Annotated in this window: 16 protein-coding genes; 12 read left to right on the forward strand and 4 right to left on the reverse strand. The window is 44.0% G+C overall.

Going from position 1 to position 16,111, the window contains the following annotated elements:
* Positions 1–115 precede the first annotated feature (115 nt).
* From NL626_RS07015 to NL626_RS07045, 7 genes are all read left to right on the forward strand, one after another.
* Positions 116–484 (forward strand): hypothetical protein, encoded by a 369-nt coding sequence (locus NL626_RS07015; RefSeq protein WP_031777210.1) that lies wholly within the window; start codon positions 116–118, stop codon positions 482–484.
* A 9-nt stretch (positions 485–493) separates the two neighbouring features.
* Complete coding sequence (locus NL626_RS07020; RefSeq protein ID WP_033906830.1) at positions 494–1,843, forward strand: HlyD family type I secretion periplasmic adaptor subunit; 1,350 nt, start codon at positions 494–496, stop codon at positions 1,841–1,843.
* Between the two features lie 3 nt (positions 1,844–1,846).
* Positions 1,847–4,078, forward strand: coding sequence for a response regulator (locus NL626_RS07025; RefSeq protein WP_253657166.1), 2,232 nt, complete (start codon positions 1,847–1,849; stop codon positions 4,076–4,078).
* Positions 4,053–5,477: a TolC family protein gene (locus tag NL626_RS07030; protein WP_253657167.1), complete on the forward strand. Its 1,425-nt coding sequence runs from the start codon at positions 4,053–4,055 to the stop codon at positions 5,475–5,477. The genes NL626_RS07025 and NL626_RS07030 overlap by 26 nt, the downstream gene beginning before the upstream one ends.
* On the forward strand, positions 5,467–7,053 hold the full coding sequence (locus tag NL626_RS07035) for an ATP-binding cassette domain-containing protein (protein ID WP_033906826.1): 1,587 nt from the start codon (positions 5,467–5,469) through the stop codon (positions 7,051–7,053). The genes NL626_RS07030 and NL626_RS07035 overlap by 11 nt, the downstream gene beginning before the upstream one ends.
* A complete protein-coding gene (locus NL626_RS07040) occupies positions 7,050–9,188 on the forward strand; it encodes an ATP-binding cassette domain-containing protein (RefSeq protein WP_053809549.1) in 2,139 nt (712 codons plus the stop codon). Before NL626_RS07035 ends, NL626_RS07040 begins: the two co-directional genes overlap by 4 nt.
* Before the next feature lie 105 nt (positions 9,189–9,293).
* Entirely contained in the window at positions 9,294–9,668 is a 375-nt protein-coding gene (locus NL626_RS07045; RefSeq protein WP_005375619.1) for a hypothetical protein, read from the forward strand.
* A 26-nt stretch (positions 9,669–9,694) separates the two neighbouring features.
* On the opposite strand, the gene NL626_RS07050 is transcribed toward NL626_RS07045, so the two are convergent.
* Positions 9,695–10,585, reverse strand: coding sequence for an RNA polymerase sigma factor RpoD/SigA (locus NL626_RS07050; protein WP_017635872.1), 891 nt, complete (start codon positions 10,583–10,585; stop codon positions 9,695–9,697).
* A gap of 333 nt (positions 10,586–10,918) precedes the next feature.
* The gene (locus NL626_RS07055; RefSeq protein WP_017635871.1) at positions 10,919–12,361 is read right to left on the reverse strand and encodes a diguanylate cyclase; all 1,443 of its coding nucleotides are present in this window, start codon (positions 12,359–12,361) and stop codon (positions 10,919–10,921) included.
* A 131-nt stretch (positions 12,362–12,492) separates the two neighbouring features.
* On the opposite strand from NL626_RS07055, the gene NL626_RS07060 reads away from it, so the two are divergent.
* On the forward strand, positions 12,493–12,639 hold the full coding sequence (locus NL626_RS07060) for a hypothetical protein (protein ID WP_253657168.1): 147 nt from the start codon (positions 12,493–12,495) through the stop codon (positions 12,637–12,639).
* A 7-nt stretch (positions 12,640–12,646) separates the two neighbouring features.
* On the opposite strand, the gene NL626_RS07065 is transcribed toward NL626_RS07060, so the two are convergent.
* Positions 12,647–12,934 (reverse strand): alternative ribosome-rescue factor A, encoded by a 288-nt coding sequence (locus NL626_RS07065; protein WP_017821594.1) that lies wholly within the window; start codon positions 12,932–12,934, stop codon positions 12,647–12,649.
* 365 nt (positions 12,935–13,299) lie between these two features.
* On the opposite strand from NL626_RS07065, the gene NL626_RS07070 reads away from it, so the two are divergent.
* The 4 genes from NL626_RS07070 (at position 13,300) to NL626_RS07085 (ending at position 15,145) form a co-directional block, all read left to right on the forward strand.
* Positions 13,300–13,509 carry a cold-shock protein gene (locus NL626_RS07070; protein WP_005375625.1) on the forward strand — a complete coding sequence of 70 codons (210 nt, stop codon included), beginning with the start codon at positions 13,300–13,302 and terminating at the stop codon, positions 13,507–13,509.
* A 90-nt stretch (positions 13,510–13,599) separates the two neighbouring features.
* Entirely contained in the window at positions 13,600–14,145 is a 546-nt protein-coding gene (locus NL626_RS07075; RefSeq protein ID WP_005375627.1) for a YaeQ family protein, read from the forward strand.
* Entirely contained in the window at positions 14,132–14,674 is a 543-nt protein-coding gene (locus tag NL626_RS07080; RefSeq protein ID WP_005375629.1) for a hypothetical protein, read from the forward strand. Before NL626_RS07075 ends, NL626_RS07080 begins: the two co-directional genes overlap by 14 nt.
* A 111-nt stretch (positions 14,675–14,785) precedes the next feature.
* The gene (locus NL626_RS07085; protein ID WP_005375631.1) at positions 14,786–15,145 is read left to right on the forward strand and encodes a glutaredoxin; all 360 of its coding nucleotides are present in this window, start codon (positions 14,786–14,788) and stop codon (positions 15,143–15,145) included.
* Positions 15,146–15,336: 191 nt separating this feature from the next.
* Here NL626_RS07085 and NL626_RS07090 read toward each other — a convergent pair whose 3' ends face one another.
* Positions 15,337–15,963 carry an OmpA family protein gene (locus NL626_RS07090; RefSeq protein WP_025768460.1) on the reverse strand — a complete coding sequence of 209 codons (627 nt, stop codon included), beginning with the start codon at positions 15,961–15,963 and terminating at the stop codon, positions 15,337–15,339.
* Positions 15,964–16,111 lie beyond the last annotated feature (148 nt).

Below are 16,111 nucleotides of genomic sequence, written 5' to 3' on the forward strand. Positions count from 1 at the left end.
CCAACTTTTTTATACAACTTTTTTCATACCTTTCGAGTTCCATAAAAACAAAAAAATTTGAAAAACCAGTATAAAGATCCTTACTTGTTGTCATTAAAGCAATTAGTGCGGTGGGATAATGATAAATATGACAAATCTGTTGCGCTCAGTCGACAACAGCCATAAAGGGCTGCAATTGCTATTAGGCGATTTTTACCAAGATTTCAGTGACGCAGGGATTGATATTGAGATGCTGCATAAACAAAACCGTTTTGAAGCACTCAGATGTTATTCAAAAAGACTAAAGACCATTCTCGTCTTGTTATGTGATGACGACTTACCACCAAAATTGGCAAAGCTTGAACACTTAAACAAACACCATTTCCCTGCTCCTAATGAATTGATTGAGGACGTTAAAACCGAGCTTAACAACGTAAACAAACAAATTAGCCAGCTGTTAAAAATCGAAAATTCAATCGATAGCCGCACAGGTAGTGAATCGTAGGGGTGGCTCATGAGTAATAAGCAAATAGAACATCACCTCAAAAAGGCGCTCGTTTCGAACAACGAAGCTTCGAAGGTAACAGCAGACGATACAATCGTGCTAGCCAGTGCAATGACCAGCGTACACAAAACCTTGCTGGTTATCTTTTTGCTTTCCATGGTGGCTATCGCCGTGGCATCTCAGGCTCGTATCGACATTGTGGTGTCGGTGCGCGGTGAGCTATTGCTCGAATCTGACATCGAAAAAGTGCAACACCTTGAAGGCGGTATTCTAGAAGAAATGCTAGTGCGCAAAGGCGAAGTGGTTTATGAAGGTCAGCCTATTGCACGCCTTCGCTCTCTGGATAGAAACACTCAACTTGATACGGTAAACACAGAGATCATTCAGCTTGAGCTAGACAAGATTCGTTACGAAAGCCTGCGCGATATGGTGGAACCCGATTTTTCTGCCTACATCGAAAAGTACCCAGAATTAGTGCAAGTCAACATGAATACCTGGCAGCAAGAGTTTTCTAAAAACCGTTCCAATGAAGAGTTGATCACTCACGATATCCAACATAAGAATTCGCTTATTGATTCAATGCTCAAGCGCCGTAAAAGCTCCGAGAACCAGCTCTCCTTGATACGCAAGCAGCTCAATATTAAGAACACCTTGTACAAAGAGGAAATGGCGTCTTACGTCGATGTTCTGAATATGCAGGTTCAAGAGTCAAACATGGTGCGTGAGATAGAAAACCTTGATGAGTCGGTCATGAATGAGCGCTTCCAACTCGACAAACTAGAGAAGCAGTACCGAGACTTGGTGGAGAATCGTAATGCCGAGTATCAAGCACAAATCATTCAAGCAAACAAGGACTTAAAGTTGAAACGTATATTACGTCCTCAACACTCAGATAAAGTGGATCGCCTCGTGGTTTACGCCCCTATTGACGGTGTAGTAGATAAAGTGCACTTCAACTTCCGCTCCGCTGTGATACCGCCAGGTGAAAGCATCGCGGACATTGCACCGATCAATAACGCCCTTCATGGAGAGGCGAAGATCCCGCGTAAAGACATGGGTTTTGTAGAAATCGGACAAGCGGTCAAAGTGAAGATGGATACCTACAACTTTGCCAAATACGGATTTTTGGAAGGTCGAATTGCATCGATCAGCCGTTCTTCTTATGAAGAAGAAGACGCTGAATTCTACCTCGCGGAAATCCAAATCAGTCAAAACTATCTAGAGCGCGGAGGCACACAATACAAGCTGTCCCCTTATATGGAGTTTACCGCAGACGTGAAAACAGGTTCACGCCGGGTTATCGAATACGCAGCGAAGCCGGTTATGTCGGCTATCGAAGACGCATTCGATGAGAGGTGATGGATGAGTAGCAAACCTTCTTACAATATTTCCGTTCCTGTTATGCGCCTAAGCATTGCTTTCAGCTTGATGCTGGCTGCCCTCGCCTTTTATTTGTATATCTCTTGGGACAAAGTGGATTCAGTCGAGAAAGTGCAAAACGCGCCTCTGTTGGTTCAAGCTCAACAGCTCAACCAAACTATCGAGTTTGATATTCAAACACTTCAACGCTGTTTAAGCGCACGTTATTGCAGTACAACAGAGCTTGATTTTGAGGTTCTGAAAGACGAAATTGACCAATTTAAGTCGCTCGCGTCACTCAACAAAACCGAGTTTAGCTTGGTGGGCGCGACCGAATACACGCAGCTTGAACTGGCAATCAATCGCTTCTCAGACAGCCAAAAAACACGCGACGATGTGTTGGCACTGTACCTCTCGCTCACCAATAACTACCTACAAATGGACGACAACTACCGGACCATATTTAACAACCATGCGAGTGACCTAATGATGGAGAAAAACGAGTTCTTCATTTGGTTGTTTGTGGTCGTTGTCGTACTGGTTGGTATCGCAGTGCTATCGAACTTGGTGGCAATCCTTAAACTGAAAAAATCCAGCTCGAATGAGCGAGACATTGACCAAGAATTCGATGAGCTTTATCAAGAACTCAAACTACTGGATTTACAAAGGTTGGAAGAGTTGCTGAATGAAGTGAGCATCAATCCTAAGCAGCGTCAGATCTACTCACACCTAAAACTGATTTTCAGCAAACTCGAAGAACAAAAACGCAATAACGATCTCTACAAGCAGCTCTATGCTCTGATTGGTTACGAGATTCGTGGCATCACCAACACCATTAACGGCGGCGTGCAATATCTCGTTCAAGAGACCGATGAGAGCGGCGTGTTGATGGCGCAAGATATAACCTCGGCTGCCAATACCCTGTCTGAATTGGCAGAGAACTACAACCGACTCATTTCACAAGGGACCGAGAGCAAATCGAAAGAGTTTTCACTGCTGAATGTACTGTCTGAATTGATGATTCACATCAGTTCAAAAGTGCAGCGAAATGAAGGTGAGCTAGACTGCTTTATCTCAGATAACTTACCAAACCGTGTTGAAGGACAATCCACCAGCTTATTCTGGGTGTTGTTCCTTCAGCTATCAAATGCCATCCAACTCAAAGCCGACAAGAAACTGTTTGTCACCATTGAATCAGGTGCGGCGTCAGACATTGAAAATACCCGCCTGACCATCAATCTAAACTTCTTAACCACGCTGGATGTGCCGCTTGCCAAGCTCAATACCCTACACTGGAGCGACCATAAACAGCACACTGCAACCAAAGACGATTTGGCGAAAAGCGTGTTGAAAGATTATGGCTATTACGAGAGCCATTGGTATCAATCGGGCAATCAGGAACGTTTTCAAATTCAGCTCGATTTGAAAGCCAAAAGCTTCCACACCGAGAAAACTCGCTTCGACAATAAGCGCCTATTACTGTGTGCCAACTCTCAGCTGCGCATTGATGTGATGAGCAAAATGTTAGTCAACTTGGGCTTAGAGATTACGCCAATTCGAACGCCGAACGAACTCTTCTCTGCGGCAAAAACCTTTGGCGAATACGATGCCATCATGCTGACCGACACGTTCGAGCCAAACAAGCTGCCCTCACTGAGCAAAACGGTGAAATCGCAACTGCGCAATCACCCGAACACCAAGTTGCTGCTCTCGGTCACTAGCACTCAGCAAGCGCAAGAGAGCCATACCTTTGTCGACAAGATTCTGAACTCCCCTGCGATTCCGTATGAGTTTATCCCCAATCTTTTAGCAATCATGGAAGCGGAAGCCTCAGAAGATCAGATGGAGAACAGCTCATTCCTGATTGTGGAAGATGACCGTGTTCAACAGATTCTACTCAAACGTATTTTGAGCAAGCAAGAATACGAAGCCGACACCGTTGGCGATGGCGCAGACGCTGTTCAGCACTTCATGAATCAGCGCTCGGACATCATTTTTATGGACTGCATCATGCCTGGCATGGGCGGTATTGAAGCAACCAAACGCATTCGACAATACGAACAAGAGAGCGGACAAAACCCTTGCACCATCATAGGCGCGACAGCATTGACCAGCAGTAATGAACACCAAGCTTGTATCGAAGCTGGAATGGATTACGTGATCAGCAAACCTTATAAAAACGACGAAATCATCAAGGTGATCAACAAGTATGTGGCGGTACAGAAACTTAACTAGCTGCGTATTGGCAGCGCTTACATTGAGCAATGCTCCTTCGGCAATGGCGACCACCTTGCTTGAGGCGGTCAAACTCGGCTTGGAAAACAATTTATCTCTGCGCGCTAGTGACAAAGGAGTGGAAGAAAACGAATACAACATCGACATTAGCCGTTCTAAGTTCCTGCCTTCTTTAAACGGTGCCGCTGATACAACATGGAATGAAAACGAGACCATATTAACGGGAACACCAGATAAACGTTCAAGCTACAACTCAAATAGCTACAGCGTGTCTTTATCGCAATCGGTGTTTAACCTTGGCGACATCTTCAAATACGGCACCGCGAAGCTGGATTTCAACATTGAGGAAATCAAACACGAGAACAAAATCCAGAGCACCATTTCTGAAATCGCGACGCAATATTTCGAATACCTCAAAAACAACGCGCAAATCAAAGCCACCCAAGTAGAACTTAAATCGTCTGAAACACGTGAGCGCCAAATGCGTCGCAACGTGGAACTTGGCAACACTGCGGCGAGCGAGTTGTATGAGGTAATTGCCCAGAAAGAAGGCATTGCCAATCGCTTAAGAACCTTAGAGAAAGACCGGCGCGTAATTTTGAACGGTTTAGAGATTCAAGTTCAATACCCAGTCACCCCATCACAAGACATCTACGAAAGTGTTCCCTTGGAGGAAATCAGCGAATCCGAACAACGTGAGATTCTTGAACAAGCTTTGAAGCTCAATAACGACTTATTGGTTGCGAAGAAAACCGTCGAGCGCAGCCGAAGAGGCTTGAAAGAAAGCGGTTCAAACTTTGTGCCGACCGTATCGCTCTCTGCCAGTTACCGTTACGACGATGCGAACAACTATGACCGAACCGACCCAACCGCAACAGGGGACAGTAACTCGACGAGCGTCGGGTTGAACTTGAATGTGCCAATTTTCTCCGGCGGTTCGGATTACTACGGTTATCAAAAATCGTCGACTTCCATCGAGCGAACCGAGCTGCTGTACCAAGATTCATTGTTCGCGACGCGCAATAGCGTTAACACCTCAGTACTCAACATTAACGACTTCTCCCGAGCTATTAGCAGTTACGAGAACATCATCCGTGCCAACTACGCTTCCTACAAAGGCATTCAACGCGCCTATCAGCTTGGTACGCGAACCATTACCGACTTACTGGCAGCGGAAAGTAAACTGTTTAGCGCGCTACGTGATTACGAGAGCGCGCGTTATGACTACATCATTGAATCGATCAATCTTGAGCAAATCAAAGGCATGCTGTCGGTGCAATCCATCGAAAGCATCATGCAGTTGATGGGCGATATCGAAGGCAGAAGCAATCAAGACTTAGTTCCAAAACACCTTCTCTCCAAACCATCGATTAAGAAAGGAGGTCGCAATGCAAACTGAGCACTTTTCCCAGAAGATTAACTTTGCTGACAAGTGTTATCTGACTTTCTCAACGGTCATCTCCACGCTGTTTGGTTTAGTGCTGCCCTTTTCGATACTGATTATTTTTGACCGAGTTTTACCTAACCAAGCCAAAGACACGCTGTTTCTTCTGTTTGCCATTATCTTAATAACCATCCTCCTCGACTATCACTTAAAAAATCAGGAAGAGAAGATTTCGTCGGTGATCATGAAGCAGTTCGAAACCAACTTAACCAACAAGGTGTTTCAATCAATCTGTTTGGCTGAGATATCGAAGTTTCGTCGTCTAGAACCCGGTGAATACCTAGAGCGTATTGCGACCATTCCAGAGATTAAATCCTTCTTTGGCGGAGAATCTGTACGGGCATTGATCAACCTTGCCGTCAGCATACTGACCATTCTGATTATCGGTGTGATCAACATTTGGGCGGGAGTGACCATCTTGCTCGCCTCCATCATTTTGGCGGTGTTCGCACTCAGTCTTTCCAAGCAGAAAATCAACAGCTTAGAAAACAAATCCGACATCGAAGGCTTAACTACTTCTAAAATCATCGAGATCATCTCTAGCCCACTCGATATCAAAGCGCGCAATATGGAATATCGCGTTGAGAGCTTGATGACACAAATGGTGGAAGAACGTGAAGTCGAGAACATCAAATACGAGCAAATTGAATCAAACTTCAACCTTATCTTGTCGCTCATACAACAGCTCTCCATCGCTTGTGTGGTGGTGGTTTTGGCAACGGCAGTTATCAACATGCAATCGAGCCAAGGCATCATGGCTGCCATCATCATGCTTACCAACCGCTACTTCGCGCCATACCAGCAAGTAATGCGCACGGTGAGTCGATGGGAGTTGAACAAGCTTCATATTCAACGTATCGCCGAGCTGCTTGAGCTTGCTGCATCTATAGAACAACAAAACGACACGACGGAAGTCGAGCGCATCTCGGTGAAGTATTCGGAAAAACAACGCATTGAGTTTGAACGCGGTCAGGCTTACTTGCTGACGGGGAAAAGCGGCGCAGGTAAAACCCACCTCGCCAATTGCATTACGCGGCAAAACACCGACAGCAAGCTCGATATCCAAATCAACGAGACACCGCTCGATGACGTCAACTACAACGTCTGGCGTAATAGCGTGCTCATGGTCGACAAAACCAGTTCGTTCGTCGAAGGCACCATCATCGACAACTTGACTTGTTTCCGCCCGAGCTTAAATAACACGGCATTTGCGCTTTGCGAAACCATGAACATCAAGGCACAAATCGATGCCCTTCCCGCTGGTTTTTACACCGAGCTTAAAGGACATTTACGCAACCCATTCTCGCGCCAAGTCGCTTATGCCTTGTTGTTAGTGCGTGCCTTACTCGCGAACAAACGTGTGTTGATCTTCGACGACATCGACTGTGTTTATGATGACGACTTTGCTCGATTGGTTTTGACCAGCACCGCCTATCGCGCCAACGACAAAATCCTCATCATCGTCAGCAACAAGATGGACAAACTCAATCATCGCCTCAAACGCGTCAAACTTACCGGAGGTGACCAATGAGTATTTTGGTTGATTTTAATAATGTCCCTCAGCGCTTGTTGGACTTTGAGGCTCGCAGTTATGACGAGCGATACAATCAGTCACCTTTGATTCGTGGTTTAGCTTACACCCTCATAGCGCTTGAATGGGAAGGCACACCTTCTATCCTCAGTGACGCTTTTATCCCTAAACCAAAAGACAGCGACAGTTTTATTGCCACCATTGAACGTCTTGGTTACCGTTGTGACGTCACCAAATTAAAAACGTTGGAGCACATCGAGGGGCACCCTCATCCTTGTTTTATTGAGATAGAAAACCTCACTGCGATTTTCTTGGGCACCAAAGACGGCAAACTGATCCTGTTTGATTACACCAATAACAACACCATTGAATACCCGCTCTGCAAGAAGCCGTGCTTGTTGGTGTCGATCAGCGAATACTCCCGCTTATTCCGAGAGCCGCCACCTGAATCTCAAGACCGCAGTAACTGGATTAAATACGCGTTTTATCGCTACAACAATGAACTCAAAAGCCTGATTATTCTCAGCTTCGTGGTCAGCATTCTCGGCGCACTCCAGCCCTTTTTTATTATGAGTGTGTACAACTTCGCCTTAACCTCTAGCTCGCAAGCCACGCTTTATTGGCTCACGTTATTTGCTGTGATTGTTGGGTTCTCGGAATACTTTTTCAAGAAAATGCGGGTCAACATCATCGCCACATCAGGAAAGGATTTGGCGGTGCATATTTCTCAAAACGTAATATCCAAACTGTTGTGGCTTCCTTATTCGATGACATCTACCGCTGGTGTCTCTTCTCAGTTAGCACGATTGAAGGACATCGACACTTTCCGCCGTTTGGTAACCGCAGAGTCAACATTAAGCTACTTCGACATGCCGTTTGTTATCGTATTCATTATTGCCATTGCTCTTATGTCTGGTACCGCAGCGCTAGTCGTTATGGCGGGGTTGATTCTAATGTTGGTGTTCTGTGTTTATTCTCGTTACATCTACTCGCAAGCCACGTCCAAGAGCTCTCGCGCCAACGCCATGGTTTCTTACCAATGGAATGAGATTCTTCGTGGTATAAAAACCATCCAAGGCTTGCCATTATTGCGTGTTATCCAGTCCCGCTTTAGCGCATCACATTTACAAAGCACAAACGATGCAGAACATGTTTCAGTGACTAATAGCAGGGTTCAGGCAGCAGGCGGGAGTTTGATTCAGGTTATTGGTACCGCAAGTATCGTCGCGGCCGTTATCGGCGTGATGGACGGCACCTCCGATGCAGGTGCAATGCTTGCTACTGTAATTTTAGTCTGGAAGGCGTTGGGGCCTATTATGGGCATCTACAACTCTATTTCTAAGTTCCAATCCATTAAGGCGTCTTCTGCGCAAATCAACAACCTTATGGCGATGAATGACGATAAGCTAACGTTAGAGAAAAGCCCCCCTATCCGCCTCTTCCAAGGTAGTATCGTCGGCTCTGGTGTGAGCCATCGTTATAGTGGTGCGGCAACAGGCTTAACTAATCTTGGTTTTAAAATTCCACCGGGCGCAAAAGTTGTGATTTGTGGACCAACAGGTTGCGGTAAAACGACGCTCATCTCTATTATCGCTGGGCTAGAGGAACGCTATCAAGGCTCAGTTTCGGTGGACGGTTATAACATCAAACAGTTCAACAGTTACCGCTATCGAACCTCGATTAACTACATCCCGTTTAACCTGCATATTTTTGAAGGCTCCTTGGAGACTAACTTCATCTTGCATAATGGATTAATCCCAACAGAAAAAATGCGTGAAATGGTGAGTTTCTTTGAGCTCGATACATGGTTGCCACAAGGCCTGGACACTCAATTGAGCGTTGATATCTGTAAAAGTTTACCAAATGGTATTCAACAAAGACTACGGCTCGCATTAGGGCTAGGCAACTGCGAACAATCTTTGATTATCATTGACGAGCCATTTAATGGTGCAGAGCAAGAAAACTCGCACTACTTCAAGCGGTTATTCAGCGATAAACTACTCAATAAGACCGTTATTTTCTCAACGAATGATCCGGGCATGATCTCTACATCCAATATGAGCTTAGTCTTGGAGCCAGATGGCAACCTGAAGTATTTCGGGTTAACCGATAAGTACTTAAAAAGTCTAAGTTAAGTTCGGAATGTGGTGTGGTTCATCATTCATACTTGAGCACGGTCATTGACAAAAATGTAAACGATGAGACTATTTACTCTGTAAGCGCGTACACTAAGGAATCCGATGTATACATTTGTTGCAGACAAATTGGATGTGGTTTATTTATCAACAATACCAGAAAACTACCAGTTACAAGACTTCGACGTGCCTGAAGAAGAACTCGAAATTCGTGAAATTGTAGAGGTATGGTATGAGTGTGCGTTTCTTCCTGACTTTAACCTTCAACACATCGACATCGAAAACAAAACTGCTTTGGTCGAGACACAAGCGCAAGTCGTAAACAACTACACAAGTACGCTCGCTTTTTTACTCAAAAGTCGTACTTATCGCGCAGCACTTAACCGATTATTGAGTGTATGGAGATTGGAGGCAGCAGCTAAAGCACAGCTTGAGCTGCTGTTACTTACGGAAGAACAGAGTAGCAAGCCAGTAAATTAATCAGCTAGGATAAGGGGCTAAAAATCTTAAACCCAACCATCGAATCGGAGACGTTTCTGCACGCGTTCAACCGCCTCTATCTGCATCTGACGAACACGCTCGTTAGACACGTTTAACAACAGGCCTATTTCCGACAAGGTTTTCACTCTCTGGTCAAATAATCCGAATCGATGGATCAAGACTTTCTGCAACTTAGTTGGCAAAGTTTTAATAATATTTTCAATGGCTTGAGTAAAGCACTGGTTTTCACAGTCTTGTTGTGGATCTGGCGTGTACTCACTTTCACACAGTTCAAGAACAAATGGAACACGATGTAGGTCCGCAGTGGTCGATACATCAATAAAACCACTTAGAGCAACAAGTTCATCTATACGTTCTGCTTTCACCCCTGAGCAGCGTGAGAGTTCAGAAATAGACAACTCCTTGCTCTCACTTTTTGACGCATCTAGCTTTTTTAAAGCCAGGCTATTTATCTCTTTGCACACATGAGCAGGTAAACGTACCGTGCGGCCATTGTTCATTAATGCCGCTTCTATATTCTCGCGAATCCACCATACCGCATAAGTAGAAAAACGGTAGCCTGGCTCAGGATCGAACTTATCGACCGCTTTTATCAAACCAATGTTACCTTCTTCTATTAAATCGAGCAGAGTAAAGTTATTGCCTGGCCGTTTGAGGTAGCCTTTTGCGATTTTCACAACAAGTCGAAGATTAGACTCAATCAACATTTCGCGCGCTTCTTCATCACCAGCTCGATTAAGTTTGGCGTAATGCAACTCCTCTTCACGAGACAACAAATCAATGCCCACAATATCTTTGAGATAGTGAGCATAAGGGTCTTTCCCAACTGACAACGATTCTTTCATTGACAGTTCATCCGTGACAGCTCGGAACCTAGCAAAGCATTCGTTGTTCATTCCCCGTCCTTCTCAAGCCAACTTATTTCTTATCTTCTTTAATTGTTTTTGTACAACACTGTATGCATTATGCTTTATATGCATTACTTTACACTGAGTGTAGACAGGGGTTCTGATCTTTACCAAGAAATCGCTTATCACTTTGAAACAATTACTGCTTCTATGATAAAAACGTGAGCAGATGGGGGGTTATATATATGAAAGTGCAAGTATTTGTACGCAAATTGGCCTCAAAGAAAACAACGCAACGTGATCGTCAACGCTTACCACCTTACTCTGACTAAAACTTTGAGGCTTGAGGATGGTTTGAAGTATCAGTTGAAGTAGCGAGATCTAATTCACTTGACGAAGCGCAGGTTGAAGCTGACAGTCTGTTATAACTTGGAAAACTGCACGATTCTTTCCTTCAGACTTACCTTGATACATCAACTCGTCAGCATCTTGCAAGCTCACGATGTGGGTAAACTCAGGATAGTAAGCACAGCCCAAACTGATACTCAAATGAATTGCTTGTCCGCCCAGTATAACAGGCTGATCGTAAACGGCTTTACAAAGCATATTGGCAAAATTGAGCGCTTCTCGCTCTGACAGAGAAGACGTAACGAGTGCGAACTCTTCTCCTCCAATTCTCGCCAATGTCATTCGGTCATCAGTCATCGACTTAGCGGCTTCTGCGATGGCAACTATTGCTCGGTCTCCAGCAAGGTGGCCATATCGATCATTGATTGATTTAAAATCATCAATATCAAACACCATCACCGTTAAGTTTCGCTTCAAATGATTCAGTAGCGCCAATTGCTCAATCAGGTGTCTACGGTTGTATAGCTTTGTGAGAGAATCCGTCAACGTCATCTCCAGCAATTGCTGATTGGCAATCGTTAATTGCCTTGTCCGAAGAGCAACCATACGTTTGAGAGCAAAAATATGATAAAGCGTTGCGACCGCCATAATGAAAATAGCAATAGGGAAAAGATAAAGTGGATAAACCGTTTTCACCACACTCCAACGGGTGAGGATCCGCTCACGATCCGTATCGATGACTTTTTCAAACGCTCGTGATACCTCTAAAATGGAAGTTGCACTGTGCATTCCTGCTGCAATCCGAAGATCTTTACTATATAAGCTAATTGTCGGGACAAACATACCCGCTCCCGGCGTGGTTGCCATATAAAAGTTAGCAACTTGCAGGTCTGCAACGAAGTACAGCACCTTTTTATCGACGGCGGCTTGTATCATCGAATCATTGTTAATGTATTCTGCGATAGGTGCATTCGGGTAATTCGTCTGAACAAACTCAGACTCGTAACTTCCTTTAACAACGCCAATTGGCAGCGTCATTTCGCCAGTTAAAACACTCCTGATATCAACCGAAAGTACATCTTTATTTACGTACAATTTGGTTTGGATAGGCATTATGACTGCGCCAAAGTCCATATACTTCGCTCTTTCGGGCGAGTAGACAAGTCCTCCGTGAAAGTCAGCCTTACCCTCTTTTACGGCTTGTAAAGAAGCATCCCAATCCAAAAGGAGAAACTGAACGTCGATTTGGTTGTTCGCCGCGTACTCTTTCCAAAAGTCGATTAAAATACCTTTAGGTTCACCATCTGGGCTAAGGTAAGAGAACGGCTTCCACGCTTTGGAGTTAGCAACAATTAAAGAATGAGACTCTGATTTGTGCGCATGCGCCATCGGACAAATGGACAGCCACAGTAGTAATAAAGATGCACACGCTTTTTTACATTTGCAACCATAAGTACCATAACTCGTCGATGACATACCTACTTCTCACCAGTCTTTTTAAACCATAATCTCGGCTGTTTGATTAGACTAAAGATATAGTAGAGTTGCATAATACAGGAAGTGACGCTTATTGATATGAATCTAACTTAGTAAGTTTTAGTACTTAATTGGTACTTTCAACGCTTGGTTCGCTGAAGCAGTTGAAGCAGTTGAAGCAGTTGAAGCAGTTGAAGCAGTTGAAGCAGTTGAAGCAGTTGAAGCAGTTGAAGCAGTTGAAGCAGTTGAAGCAGTTGAAGCAGTACATGATAAATTAGGAATAACTTATCTGGTACTAAAAAATTGAATATCATCAGTTTTGCAAACACCTAGTACCAATAAAAAAGCCCTATTCAAAATCCACCTTGGGGAGAACTTTGAATAGGGCTCTTTGCCTCTATGCTTCATTTTACGGCTGAAGCTACCTTTACCTTTTTTCGCTTTAACGACTCGTGTTTGGAACAGCTGACTGGTAACAACCGCTTTTAACGCGTTGTCTTTGATTTCACCTCTGCCGAAGTCGGTCTCATGTTGTGAGCCACTCGGTTGAGGACTGATTTTACGCTTTGCCATAAATCCTCCTTAATGGTCGAACCAGATTGGACAATAATTATATAAATAAGTCAAATTTATAGATTTAGTTGAATTTTATGCTAAAAAACTTCACATCACCGTCATTTATTTGAAATTTAATCAAAAACATGCTGGTTAAATAGTGACTAAATACAAATATTTGTCCATAAAGCACTAATATATGTTGACTCTTCGTGGAATTAACCTAGACTCAAACACGGCTAGAAAGAAAGTTCTTTGTTTTCACATTTCGTTGGATTACTTGTAACCCGTCGTCCTGTGGTACGCAATAGCAATTTATTTTTCCACGCTATAAGCGCCGTTGAGGCGAAAGATTACATTATTTAGATATTTAGGAAATAGACATGTCTAACACAGCTACTGGCACAGTTAAGTGGTTCAACGAAACTAAAGGCTTCGGTTTCATTCAACAAGAAAACGGTCCTGACGTATTTGCTCACTTCTCTGCAATCACTGGTGACGGCTTCCGTACTCTAGTTGAAGGCCAGAAAGTAGAATTTGTTATCTCTCAAGGTCAAAAAGGCCCTCAAGCAGAGCAAATCAAAGTACTTTAATTCTTAAAGAATTTGATACGATAGCCAGCTTTTAAAGCTGGCTATTTTTTTTGCCCAAAACTTATTTTGCCAACAAAACGATATAAATCTATGGCTCTTAAACCAACCATTTACAAATTTCGTATCGCCATTTCCGATATGAATAATGACTATTACGATTCTAAAAATCTAACTATCGCCCTTCACCCTTCTGAAAAGCCGCAAAGAATGTTGGCTCGCATTCTAGCTTACTGTTTAAATGCTCAAAGCAATCTGGAGTTTACAAAAGGACTCTCTACGATTGAAGAGCCTGATTTATGGCATGTTGGCGATGATCAAAGCATTACTCACTGGATTGAAATTGGCGAACCAGAACCAGACAGAATTAAGAAAGCTTCTCGCCTAGCAAAGCATGTAAAAGTTTACACTTATAACACCAAAGCGGCTGTCTGGTGGGACAAAATGTCAGGAAAGTTCTCAATGCTTCCCGTCAACGTAGAGAGCTTTGACTATGACGCTATCGACTTGATTTGTCAGCACCTTGACCGAGGTACTAGCCTTTCTGTTATGATTACTGGCAGCTCAATTTTTGTTGATATCAATGATCAGCATATCGAAGTAACGGTGAAGGAACTAAAAAACCATGACGTCTCTTAGTGAACTGAGTCAAGAGATGGGATTTGAAGAAATCCCCTTTGTTAAAGAACATAAAGCAGCAAAGCGACGTTGGTTAAAAGAACAGTCACAACTATTTACAAAAGTTTGTGAGAACAAACCCACAACAGCACCTACTCTTCACCTGCTTGGCCTTTTGACCAAATCACATATTGAAGCAAGTGCTAACTACGAGCAACATGCTCACTCTACCCAGCGTATGCAGCAAGTTCTGACTGACTCCTTGGGTAATGAGCACGCGGATAAGTTTACTAACCAATCTGCTGAAGACCTAATCTTAGTCACCCACCTTTGGTTATACACGCAAGGCTATTTAAATATGGATTTCAGCTTGGCGCACGATCATGCTGAGCAGACTCAAAATACATTGCAGCACGAGCTTGTCATAAAACGCATGGACGTTGATGCATTCAGAACCGAACTCATGCAAAGTTTTTATCAAGGTAAGGAAGCCCGTCCGGCTTCAGCAAGTGGCTTTTGGGGTTGGTTTAAACGTCTATTTTCCGCATAAAATACATGGTTTTATCCATTTCAAACAACTGATAGACTTCACGCTCAGTGCAACAAGCATCATGATTGCATTCTTAAAGGACAGTTACCCAATGAACATCAAGGGATCATTATGAAGTTTATCCGTTGGATTTTAGGCAAGGTTATCTTATTGCTGAACGCGGTGTTCTCACCTCGTGGTATTAAGCGCACCGCAGAAGAACAGCAACGTATTGATGAAAAAGCGAAACAATACGCACTTTACCAATTTGAAGCCTGCCCTTTTTGCGTAAAGGTCCGCCGTGCAATGAAGCGTCAATCGGTGAACATTGAGCTACGTGATGCAAAAAATAATCCTACTCATCGAGCTGAACTAGAGCAAGGTGGTGGGCGAGTTAAAGTCCCTTGCCTTCGTATCGAAAAAGATGGCGAAACACAGTGGTTATACGAGTCATCTGACATCGTCGCTTACGTTGAAAAAGAATTTGCCTAAGTTCCCCCTATGAACATTGGCGGATGTAAAAGAGGCACCTAACGGTGCCTCTTTTCTATTTTTTCTAGCTAAATGTTGCCGTGCGAGCTTTCCTTATTCAGTCTTCTTGCTCAACTCCGAACTTAAACTCCACTAAGCAAATAACGGGTATGTGAGAACAACACAACGAAGATTACCGCCTAACGTCTGCGTTATTCATCCACGATCAATGTTAGCTCTACGCGCCGATTGCAAGCTTTACCACTCGCTGTCGCATTGCTGCACTTCGGTACATACTCTCCGAAGCCTCTAGAAAACACTCGTTGACGTGGAATACTCGTCGCCAATAGTTGTTTTTCTACTTCACGAGCTCGCTTTTCAGATAGCGTGTCATTGAAGCTTTCAGCTCCCGTGCTATCCGCATGACCATCAATCACGACATCAACATCAGTTCTTCCAGCCAGATAGTGACCAATGTTTCGAATCCAGTCTTGAGATTGAGCAGATAACCGTGCAGAACCCGTTTGAAAATGCACTTGCTCTTTCAAACGTATCATCAGGTGACCACCACTGAGCGTCTCGTGAGGAATGTTATGCCTGCTCAGGAACATTTCCAGAGAGGTCACGTTTTGCGACTTTTTTACTGACGCCCTCGCCGTTTGATATGAACGAGGGGAAGAAGCCACATTGGATGCGCTCGGGTATCCCCACTCTGGGTGTCTCAGCTCAGTGTTTGATTTAGGAGCTGTATCTAAAATGTTCCCACCAGGGACCATATCTTGATCGAGGCTGCTGCACCCGGCCAGAATGCCACAAACAATTAAAAACCAATGCTTCATACCATTACCAACGTAGAAAAACTCTTGTTCATTGTGTCGACAAAACACGCCGAATCTTTAGCGCTTTTGTCCACCGACTGGTTTGTCTATGCAGCGTTCATGCCACTGGAGTCAATGCAAAATCATCTCTCAAATAAAACGCAACACT

This window comes from Vibrio sp. Y58_MX_L22, from assembly GCF_024181865.1.
Classification (GTDB): domain Bacteria; phylum Pseudomonadota; class Gammaproteobacteria; order Enterobacterales; family Vibrionaceae; genus Vibrio; species Vibrio alginolyticus.

Excerpts from the sequence above, each read along its gene's own strand:
- NL626_RS07020 (WP_033906830.1), top strand. The coding sequence starts at position 494 with ATGAGTAATAAGCAAATAGAACATCACCTCAAAAAGGCGCTCGTTTCG.
- NL626_RS07025 (WP_253657166.1), top strand. The coding sequence starts at position 1,847 with ATGAGTAGCAAACCTTCTTACAATATTTCCGTTCCTGTTATGCGCCTA.
- NL626_RS07030 (WP_253657167.1), top strand. The coding sequence starts at position 4,053 with ATGTGGCGGTACAGAAACTTAACTAGCTGCGTATTGGCAGCGCTTACA.
- NL626_RS07035 (WP_033906826.1), top strand. The coding sequence starts at position 5,467 with ATGCAAACTGAGCACTTTTCCCAGAAGATTAACTTTGCTGACAAGTGT.
- NL626_RS07040 (WP_053809549.1), top strand. The coding sequence starts at position 7,050 with ATGAGTATTTTGGTTGATTTTAATAATGTCCCTCAGCGCTTGTTGGAC.
- NL626_RS07045 (WP_005375619.1), top strand. The coding sequence starts at position 9,294 with ATGTATACATTTGTTGCAGACAAATTGGATGTGGTTTATTTATCAACA.
- NL626_RS07050 (WP_017635872.1), bottom strand. The coding sequence starts at position 10,585 with ATGAACAACGAATGCTTTGCTAGGTTCCGAGCTGTCACGGATGAACTG.
- NL626_RS07055 (WP_017635871.1), bottom strand. The coding sequence starts at position 12,361 with ATGTCATCGACGAGTTATGGTACTTATGGTTGCAAATGTAAAAAAGCG.
- NL626_RS07065 (WP_017821594.1), bottom strand. The coding sequence starts at position 12,934 with ATGGCAAAGCGTAAAATCAGTCCTCAACCGAGTGGCTCACAACATGAG.
- NL626_RS07070 (WP_005375625.1), top strand. The coding sequence starts at position 13,300 with ATGTCTAACACAGCTACTGGCACAGTTAAGTGGTTCAACGAAACTAAA.
- NL626_RS07075 (WP_005375627.1), top strand. The coding sequence starts at position 13,600 with ATGGCTCTTAAACCAACCATTTACAAATTTCGTATCGCCATTTCCGAT.
- NL626_RS07080 (WP_005375629.1), top strand. The coding sequence starts at position 14,132 with ATGACGTCTCTTAGTGAACTGAGTCAAGAGATGGGATTTGAAGAAATC.
- NL626_RS07085 (WP_005375631.1), top strand. The coding sequence starts at position 14,786 with ATGAAGTTTATCCGTTGGATTTTAGGCAAGGTTATCTTATTGCTGAAC.
- NL626_RS07090 (WP_025768460.1), bottom strand. The coding sequence starts at position 15,963 with ATGAAGCATTGGTTTTTAATTGTTTGTGGCATTCTGGCCGGGTGCAGC.